This is a genomic window from Streptomyces glaucescens, from assembly GCF_002154375.1.
In the GTDB taxonomy this organism is placed as follows: Bacteria; Actinomycetota; Actinomycetes; order Streptomycetales; family Streptomycetaceae; genus Streptomyces; species Streptomyces glaucescens.
The window spans coordinates 1-8,484 of the sequence record NZ_MUND01000377.1 but is presented as its reverse complement, the minus strand read 5'-3'; the positions used below and the strand labels follow the sequence as shown (position 1 = coordinate 8,484).

General features: G+C 72.2%; 7 protein-coding genes. 6 read left to right on the top strand and 1 reads right to left on the bottom strand.

Features of this window, described 5'->3' with window-relative positions; all coding sequences use genetic code 11:
• From sucB to CCN42_RS24095, 6 genes are all read left to right on the top strand, one after another.
• Window positions 1-1,036 (top strand): 2-oxoglutarate dehydrogenase, E2 component, dihydrolipoamide succinyltransferase (sucB, locus tag CCN42_RS24120; protein WP_086738750.1); only part of this gene is annotated, 1,036 nt, incomplete at its 5' end.
• 254 nt (window positions 1,037-1,290) lie between these two features.
• On the top strand, window positions 1,291-1,914 hold the full coding sequence (locus CCN42_RS24115; protein ID WP_043500230.1) for a GntR family transcriptional regulator: 624 nt from the start codon (window positions 1,291-1,293) through the stop codon (window positions 1,912-1,914).
• Between the two features lie 42 nt (window positions 1,915-1,956).
• The gene (locus CCN42_RS24110; RefSeq protein WP_086738753.1) at window positions 1,957-3,000 is read left to right on the top strand and encodes a hypothetical protein; all 1,044 of its coding nucleotides are present in this window, start codon (window positions 1,957-1,959) and stop codon (window positions 2,998-3,000) included.
• Window positions 3,001-3,270: 270 nt separating this feature from the next.
• Complete coding sequence (gene aceE, locus CCN42_RS24105; protein ID WP_086173092.1) at window positions 3,271-5,973, top strand: pyruvate dehydrogenase (acetyl-transferring), homodimeric type; 2,703 nt, start codon at window positions 3,271-3,273, stop codon at window positions 5,971-5,973.
• 54 nt (window positions 5,974-6,027) lie between these two features.
• Entirely contained in the window at window positions 6,028-7,002 is a 975-nt protein-coding gene (locus CCN42_RS24100) for a helix-turn-helix transcriptional regulator (RefSeq protein ID WP_086173093.1), read from the top strand.
• Between the two features lie 203 nt (window positions 7,003-7,205).
• Entirely contained in the window at window positions 7,206-7,724 is a 519-nt protein-coding gene (locus CCN42_RS24095; protein WP_169731513.1) for a DUF4240 domain-containing protein, read from the top strand.
• On the opposite strand, the gene CCN42_RS24090 is transcribed toward CCN42_RS24095, so the two are convergent.
• Entirely contained in the window at window positions 7,714-8,481 is a 768-nt protein-coding gene (locus tag CCN42_RS24090; protein WP_086738751.1) for a peptidoglycan recognition protein family protein, read from the bottom strand. The genes CCN42_RS24095 and CCN42_RS24090 overlap by 11 nt on opposite strands.
• Between the last annotated feature and the right edge of the window lie 3 nt (window positions 8,482-8,484).

The following is an 8,484-nucleotide window of genomic DNA, read 5'->3' as shown; positions in this document are numbered from 1 at the left end:
GCGGCGGGCTGAGCCGGAGCTGCCGGCGCCCGCGCCGGCAGCTCCGGCTCAGCCCGCCGCCCCGGCCGCCCCGGCTCCCGCCGCCGCCCAGCCGACCGACGAGGGCGCCTACGTCACCCCGCTGGTGCGCAAGCTCGCCGCCGAGAACGGCGTCGACCTGTCCACCGTCAAGGGCACCGGCGTCGGCGGCCGCATCCGCAAGCAGGACGTCGTCGCCGCCGCCGAGGCCGCGAAGGCCGCCGCCGCCGCTCCGGCTCCCGCCGCCGCTCCGGCCGCCGCCCCGGCCCGGAAGGCGCCGGCCCTGGAGGCCTCCCCGCTGCGCGGCCAGACCATCAAGATGCCGCGGATCCGCAAGGTCATCGGCGACAACATGGTCAAGGCGCTGCACGAGCAGGCCCAGCTGTCGTCGGTCGTCGAGGTCGACGTCACCCGCCTGATGAAGCTGCGCGCCAAGGCGAAGGACTCCTTCGCGGCCCGCGAGGGCGTGAAGCTCTCCCCGATGCCGTTCTTCGTGAAGGCCGCCGCGCAGGCGCTGAAGGCCCACCCGGTCATCAACGCCAAGATCAACGAGGCCGAGGGGACCATCACCTACTTCGACACCGAGAACATCGGTATCGCGGTGGACTCCGAGAAGGGCCTGATGACCCCGGTCATCAAGAACGCCGGTGACCTCAACATCGCCGGTATCGCCAAGGCCACGGCGGAGCTGGCCGGCAAGGTGCGCGCCAACAAGATCACCCCGGACGAGCTGTCCGGCGCGACCTTCACCATCTCCAACACCGGTTCGCGCGGCGCGCTCTTCGACACGATCATCGTGCCGCCGGGCCAGGTCGCGATCCTCGGCATCGGTGCCACGGTCAAGCGTCCGGCCGTCATCGAGACGGAGGAGGGCACGGTCATCGGCGTCCGCGACATGACGTACCTGACCCTGTCCTACGACCACCGCCTGGTCGACGGCGCCGACGCCGCGCGTTACCTGACCGCGGTCAAGGCCATCCTCGAGGCCGGCGAGTTCGAGGTCGAGCTGGGCCTGTAGGTCTTCCCGCCTCACGTGGTGCCCTTGCCCGGAATCTCCGGGCAAGGGCATCCGCGCGTTCGGGGGCGCCTGCTGTGTCGATGTGCGGCCCCGCCGCGTGGGCGCGGGCGGCCCCCGACGGCCCGCACCGCCGACAGCAGCGGAAACCCGAGCTGTTACGCGCGTCTCACCTGCACCAAAGCACCCTCACGCGCCCTTCCGGGTAAGCGTCCGGGCCGTATTGTCTAAACGTCGACGCGCCCTAAGGAGCCCACATGACCGCGCCCGTCATCCACTCGCTGCGCGAACAGATCCGCGAGCACATCCTCGAAGGGATCATCAGCGGGCGCTGGCAGCCGGGCGAGCGGATCGTGGAGCGGCGGATCGCGACGGAGCTGGAGGTCAGCCAGACCCCGGTCCGGGAGGCGCTGCGCGAGCTGGAGTCGCTGCGCCTGATCGAGTCCGCGCCGAACAAGGGCGTACGGGTGCGCAATCTGACGGCCGCGGACCTGGAGGAGAGCTATCCGGTCCGGGCGGGCCTGGAGGCGATCGCGGCGGAGCTGGCGGCGGAGCGGCTGGCGGAGGACTGCTCGGCGCTGGAGCCGCACGTGGCGGCGCTGTACGACGCGGACCGGGCGGCGGACGGCACCGCGCAGGTGCGGCACACGGTGGGCTTCCACCGGGAGCTGGTGCGCGCGGCGGGCAACTCGGTCCTGCTGCACACCTGGGAAGGCCTGGGCATCGAGGTGTTCACGGCGCTGTCCATCCGCTGGCTGGGCACGGTCCAGCAGTCGTACGCGGAGGAGCACGAGGAGCTGGTGGCCGCGTTCCGGCGCCGCGACCCCCGGATCGCGGAGATCGTGAAGGCGCACGTCCTGGGGTGTGCGCCACGCGCGTGAGCCGGCGGGCGGGCGCCCGGCACCTGTCCTAGGGTGACCGGCATGTCCGGTGCGCGGCCGTCGTGGGAGCGTTTCAAGGAGTCGCCGTTCTGGCCGGCGACGGTGCTGGTGCTGATCCTGAGCGCGGCGGCGGGCCTGTTCGCCTGGTCGTACACGTACGCGATGGCGAATCCGACGCCGCACTCGATCCCGGCCGCGGTGGTCGGGTCGTACGAGCAGGCGCGGGGCCGGGCGTTCCTGGAGGGCCTGGAGAAGGCCCTGAACGCGTCCGTGAAGGTGCATGCCTACGACCGTCCGGACGCCGCCCGCGCGGCCGTCGACGAGCAGGAGGTCTTCGGGATCTTCGAGGTGCGCGACGACGGCCGGGCGGTGGCCCTCGACGTCTCGGGCGCGTCCGGCGCGTCCGTGGCCGACGTGCTGTCGGAGGCGGCGCTGGAGGTCGGTGAGCGGACCGGGGTGGCGGTCACGGTGCGGGACATCAACCCCCTGCAGCCGGGTGATCCGCGCGGTCTCGCGATCTTCTACATCTCGCTGGCCGCCGTGATCATCGGTTTCGTGGGATCCATCCAGCTCAGCGTGCACGCCCGGGCGCTCAACCCGCTGGAGCGGATCGCCTTCACGGTGGCGTACGCGCTGCTCGGCGGGCTGGCGATCACGGCGGCGGTGGACTGGCTGCTGGGGTCGGTGGACCTGCCGTTCCCGCAGTCGTGGCTGATCCTGGCGCTGACGATGTTCACCAGCGGCATGGTCTTCACGATGTTCAACACGCTGATCGGCCGCTGGGCGATGCTGCCGACCTGGGGCGTGATGGTGCTGGTGGGCAACCCTTCGTCGGGCGGGGCGGTGTCGTGGCCGCTGCTGCCCTCGGCGCTGGGTGCGATCGGCCGCTGGCTGCCGCCGGGCGCCTCGGTGAACGCCCAGCACACGGCGGTGTACTTCCCGGGGCACCAGCACGTGCTGCCCTTCCTGGTGCTGGCGGGCTGGTCGCTGCTGTCCTGCGGGGTGTTCCTGAACTGGTCGCACCGTCATCCCGGCGGGCGGGAGAAGGAACCGGCGGGCGTGGAAGCCGGCGGCGCGGCGGGATGACACCCGAGCAAACCTCCGCTCAGACGCGTCCTCACCTGCGAAAACAAGGCAGAAATACGTCACCCGGTGCCACCACCGAAGGCACCGCGTGCCTACTTTCTCGGGATCGAGAGGTTTTCCCCGTCAACCCTTTGATCGATCATCGATCAGGGAGTTACAGTCACCGACGGACTTCCACCGAAGTCCCCGCCCTGTCCTGCCAAAGACCTAGGGCACCCCCGAACCCTTACGCAGATGAGGGAACCCCCTTCGACTGAGGAAGGCGGCGACATGACCGACCCCAACGCCATCCAGCCGAGCGCGCTCGACCAGCTCCCCGACCGCGATCCCGAGGAGACCGCCGAATGGCAGGCCTCGCTGGACGCGGTCGCCAAGGCGGCCGGCCCGCACCGCGCCGCGTACCTGATGCGGCGCACGCTGGAGCGCGCCGAGGGCGCCGGCATCGCGCTGCCGAAGCTCCTCGAGACGGACTACGTCAACACCATCCCCACCGCCGCCGAGCCCGCCGTGCCGGGTGACGAGGCGATGGAGGCCCGGATCACCGCCTGGAACCGCTGGAACGCGGCGGCCATGGTGACCCGCGGCTCGAAGTACGGCGTCGGCGGCCACATCGCCACCTTCGCCTCCGCGGCGTGGCTGTACGAGACCGGCTTCAACCACTTCTTCAAGGGCAAGGAGGCCGACGGCTCGGGCGACCAGCTCTACATCCAGGGCCACGCCTCCCCCGGCATCTACGCCCGCGCCTTCCTCGACGGCCGGCTGAACGAGGACCACCTCGACAACTTCCGCCGCGAGTCCGGCGGCAACGGCCTGCCGTCCTACCCGCACCCGCGCCGCCTGCCCTGGCTGTGGGAGTTCCCCACCGTCTCCATGGGCCTCGGCCCGCTCTCCGCGATCTACCAGGCGCGCTTCAACCGCTACCTGACCAACCGCGGCATCAAGGACGTCTCCGACTCCCACGTGTGGGCCTTCCTCGGCGACGGCGAGATGGACGAGCCGGAGTCGACGGCGGCGCTCGCGCTCGCCGCGCGTGAGGAGCTGGACAACCTCACCTTCGTCATCAACTGCAACCTGCAGCGCCTCGACGGCCCGGTCCGCGCCAACTTCAAGATCGTGCAGGAGCTGGAGGCCCAGTTCCGCGGCGCCGGCTGGAACGTCATCAAGACGCTGTGGGGCTCCGCCTGGGACGAGCTGTTCCAGCTCGACACCACCGGCGCGCTGGTACGCCGGCTGCGCGAGGTACCGGACGCGCAGGTCCAGACGTACCAGACCCGCGACGCCGCCTACATCCGCCAGGACTTCTTCGGCAAGGACCCGGCGCTCGCCGAGATGGCGAAGCTGCTGAGCGACGACAAGATCCTGGAGATCTTCCACTTCTCCCGCGGCGGTCACGAGCCGCGCAAGGTCTACGCCGCGTACAAGGCCGCCGTCGAGCACAAGGGCGCGCCGACCGTGATCCTGGCCCAGACGGTCAAGGGCCACACCCTCGGCGAGGGCTTCGCGTCGAAGAACGCCAACCACCAGATGAAGAAGCTCTCGGTGGACGAGTTCAAGGCGATGCGCGACCTGCTCGACCTGCCGATCAAGGACAGCGACTTCGTCGACGGCGTGGTCCCCTACGGCCACCCCGGCGCCGACTCCCCCGAGGTCCGCTACCTCCAGGAGCGCCGCGCCGCCCTCGGCGGTCCGGCCCCGGCCCGCCGCGTGCACCCGCTGCCGGCGCTGCCCGCCCCGGCCGAGAAGGCGTTCACCTCCTTCGACAAGGGCTCCGGCTCCCAGAACGTCGCCACCACCATGGCCTTCGTCCGTCTGATCAAGGACCTGGTCCGCGACAAGGAGACCGGCAAGCGCTGGGTGCCGATCGTCCCCGACGAGGCCCGCACCTTCGGTATGGAGTCGCTCTTCCCGTCGCTCGGCATCTACTCGCCCAAGGGCCAGACGTACGAGCCGGTCGACCGCGACCAGCTGATGTACTACAAGGAGGCCGAGAACGGCCAGATCCTCAACGAGGGGATCACCGAGGCCGGCTCGATGGCCGACTTCATCGCCGCTTCCACGTCGTACGCGACGCACGGCGAGGCGATGATCCCGTTCTACATCTTCTACTCGATGTTCGGCTGGCAGCGCACCGCCGACCAGATGTGGCAGCTCGGCGACCAGCTCGGCCGCGGCTTCCTCGTCGGCGCCACCGCCGGCCGCACCACGCTGACCGGTGAGGGCCTGCAGCACGCCGACGGCCACTCCCCCGTCATCGCCGCCACCAACCCGGCCGCGCTCACCTACGACCCCGCCTTCGCCTACGAGGTCGCGGTGATCGTCCGTGAGGGTCTGCGCCGGATGTACGGCGAGGCCAAGCCGGGCGAGGACCAGGACGTCTTCTACTACCTCACGGTCTACAACGAGCCGCTGCCGCAGCCGGCCAAGCCGCAGGGCCTCGGCATCGACGAGGGCATCGTCAAGGGCCTGTACCGCTTCAACACGGCGGAGTCGGCGGGCGTCGAGGTGACGGCGGGTGCCCCGCGCATCCAGCTGCTGGGCTCCGGCACCGCCATCCACTGGGCCCTGCAGGCCCAGAAGCTGCTCGCCGAGGAGTGGGGCGTGGCGGCGGACGTCTGGTCCGCCACCTCCTGGTCGGAACTCCGCCGGGACGCGCTGGAGGCCGACGAGGCGCTGCTGCGCGGCGAGGAGCGGGTGCCGTTCGTCCGCCAGGCGCTGCAGGGCGCCGAGGGCCCGGTGCTGGCGGTCTCCGACTACATGCGCCAGGTCCCGGACCAGATCGCGCAGTGGGTCGAGCAGGACTGGTCCTCGCTGGGCGCCGACGGCTTCGGCCTGTCGGACACCCGTGAGGCCGCCCGCCGCCACTTCGGCGTCGACGCCCAGTCGATCGTCGTCGCGGCCCTGGCCCAGCTCGCCCGGCGCGGCGAGGTCAAGGCGACGGCCGTGAAGGAGGCGCGCGAGCGCTACGGTCTGTAAGTCTCTCCAGAGGCCCCCGCTCCTCGGCGGGGGCCTTCCTGCATCATGAGCTGCATGCGTGCTGCCCGGCTGATCAAGATGGTGCTGCTGCTCCAGTCCCGGCCCTCGATGACCGCCGCCGAGCTGGCGCGGGAGCTGGAGGTGTCGGAGCGGACCGTGACCCGGGACGCCCAGGCGCTGTCCGAGGCGGGGGTTCCGGTCTACGCCGACCGGGGCCGGGCCGGCGGCTACCGGCTGATCGGCGGCTACCGCACCCGGCTGACCGGGCTGCACCGCAGCGAGGCGGAGGCGCTGTTCCTGTCCGGGGTGCCGGGGGCGCTGCGCGAGATGGGCCTGGAGGACGCCGCGTCGGCGGCGCGGCTGAAGGTGTCGGCGGCGCTGCTGCCGTCCCTGCGGGACGCCCCGCGCACGGCGGCCCAGCGGTTCCATCTGGACGCGCCGGGCTGGTTCAAGGAGCTGCGGACACCCGAGCTGCTGCCGGCCGTGGCCGAGGCGGTGTGGGACGACCGGCGGGTCACCGCGCGTTACCGGCGTGCCGAGGCGGAGGTCGAGCGGCGGCTGGAGCCGTACGGGCTCGTGCTGAAGGCGGGCGTCTGGTACCTGTGCGCGCGGGTCGCCGACGCCGGTGCCTTCCGGACGTACCGCATCGACCGCTTCACGGCCGTCGAACCGGGCGAGGAGCGCTTCACCCGCGACGAGGAGTTCGACCTGCCCGCGTTCTGGGAGGAGCAGGCCGAGCGGTTCGCGCGCTCCCTGCTGCGCGCGGAGGTCGTCGTACGGCTCACCCCGGACGGCGTGCGCGGGCTGCGGTACGCCGTCGACCCGCTCTCCGCCCGGGACGCCCTGGCCGCGGCGGGCGAGCCGGACGCACAGGGGCGGGTCACGGCCACGCTGCGCGTGGAGTCCGAGGACGTCGCCCACACCCAGCTCACCGCGCTCGGCCCGGAGGCCGAGGTGCTGTCCCCGCCGTCGCTGCGGGCGCGGTTCGCCGCCGACGCGCGACGGCTGGCGGAGCTGTACGGCGGGTAGGGGTGTCTCGTCGGTCAGACCGGATCGGCGAGCGGTGTCCGGTGCCGTGCATCGCAAGGCGGAGAGCGGAGCCGACGCGGAGCATGGGGGCCGACGGCAACGCGGCGAGGCGCCGGGCGCCGGGAGCCCGGCCTGATCGGCGAGACACCCCCTGGGCCGCTCCGGGTGCGTCCGTCCCCCGCAGGGCAGATGCTGGAGCGGTGATGGACGAGACGGAGTTCTGGGAGCTGATCGACTCCACCCGGGAGGCCGCGGAGGGTGACCCCGAGGAGCAGTCCGAGCTGCTCGTGGACCGGCTGCTCCGGCTGGACCCGGAGGCCGTGCTCGACTTCGCCCGTCACTTCGAGGCCCGTTACAACCGGGCCTACCGCTGGGACCTGTGGGGCGCGGCCTGGGTGCTCCTGGACGGGGCCAGCGACGACGCGTTCGACTTCTTCCGCTGCTGGCTGATCGGCCAGGGCCGCGAGGTGTTCGAGGGCGCCCTGCACGACCCGGACTCGCTGGCCGAGCTGCTGGACGAGTTCGACGAGGAGATCGACGGCGACGGCGAGGAGCTGGGCTACGTGGCCGACGAGGCCTACGAGCAGCTGACCGGCACCGTCGCCCCGGACCTCGGCATCCGGCCCGCCCCCGCGGAACCGGAGGGCACTGCGCTCGACTTCGAGAGCGAGACGCTGCTCGCCGAACGCTATCCCCGGCTCTGGTACCGCTTCAGGGAGTGATCCGGGGCCGCGCCTGCGGGTCGCGCGGCCGGTTCTGCAGGCGGGCCGCCAGCTCGCGGATCTCCGGGAGGCGGGCGGCGAGGGCGGCGCCGGGGCAGCTGGTCATGTAGCCGTCGCTGTGACCGGCCACCACGGGCAGGTCGGCGTGGGTGCCGGCGGCGTAGCGGCTGCCGCTGTTGCTGGAGACGAGGCGGACCCGGGCCCGCGGGTCGGTGCCCGACGGCCCGAGTTTCCAGGCGGCCAGCGCGGCGATGGCGTCGGTCATCACGCGCGGCACCTCGGCGCCGGCCGTGAAGGTGCCGATGGCGGCGATGCCGACGGTGCGGTGGTTGAAGCCCTGGGTGTGGGCGCCGGTGACGGCGCGGTCGGCCCCGCCCGCGCGGCCTTCGTAGATCACGCCGCAGCGGTCGACGAGGAAGTTGTAGCCGATGTCGTCCCAGCGCCGGGCGCGGGTCTGGCCATCATGCAGATAACGGATGATCCGGGGCGTATCGGCACAGCTGTAGGTGTTGGGCGAGTCGGTGTGGTGCACGAAGACCGCGACGACCGTGTCGTCGTAGCGCGGGGGCGGCTGGGTCGGCGAAGTGTTCGCCAGCCATGCCGAGCGGGGCACGATGGGCGGCTTCGGCGCGGTGCGGGCACCCGCGGCGCGGGCCGTCGCGGTCGCGGATCGCCTGTCGACGCGCTCCTGGACGGCCTCCTCGACGCCGTGGGCGCACAGGGCGAGGGCGGCCACGGCGTCGAGGAGGCCGTCCAGGAG

What these genes read in the sequence shown, in the direction of transcription:
- aceE (WP_086173092.1), top strand. Translation starts at nt 3,271, where the DNA reads ATGACCGACCCCAACGCCATCCAGCCGAGCGCGCTCGACCAGCTCCCC.
- CCN42_RS24110 (WP_086738753.1), top strand. Translation starts at nt 1,957, where the DNA reads ATGTCCGGTGCGCGGCCGTCGTGGGAGCGTTTCAAGGAGTCGCCGTTC.
- CCN42_RS24115 (WP_043500230.1), top strand. Translation starts at nt 1,291, where the DNA reads ATGACCGCGCCCGTCATCCACTCGCTGCGCGAACAGATCCGCGAGCAC.
- CCN42_RS24100 (WP_086173093.1), top strand. Translation starts at nt 6,028, where the DNA reads ATGCGTGCTGCCCGGCTGATCAAGATGGTGCTGCTGCTCCAGTCCCGG.
- CCN42_RS24095 (WP_169731513.1), top strand. Translation starts at nt 7,206, where the DNA reads ATGGACGAGACGGAGTTCTGGGAGCTGATCGACTCCACCCGGGAGGCC.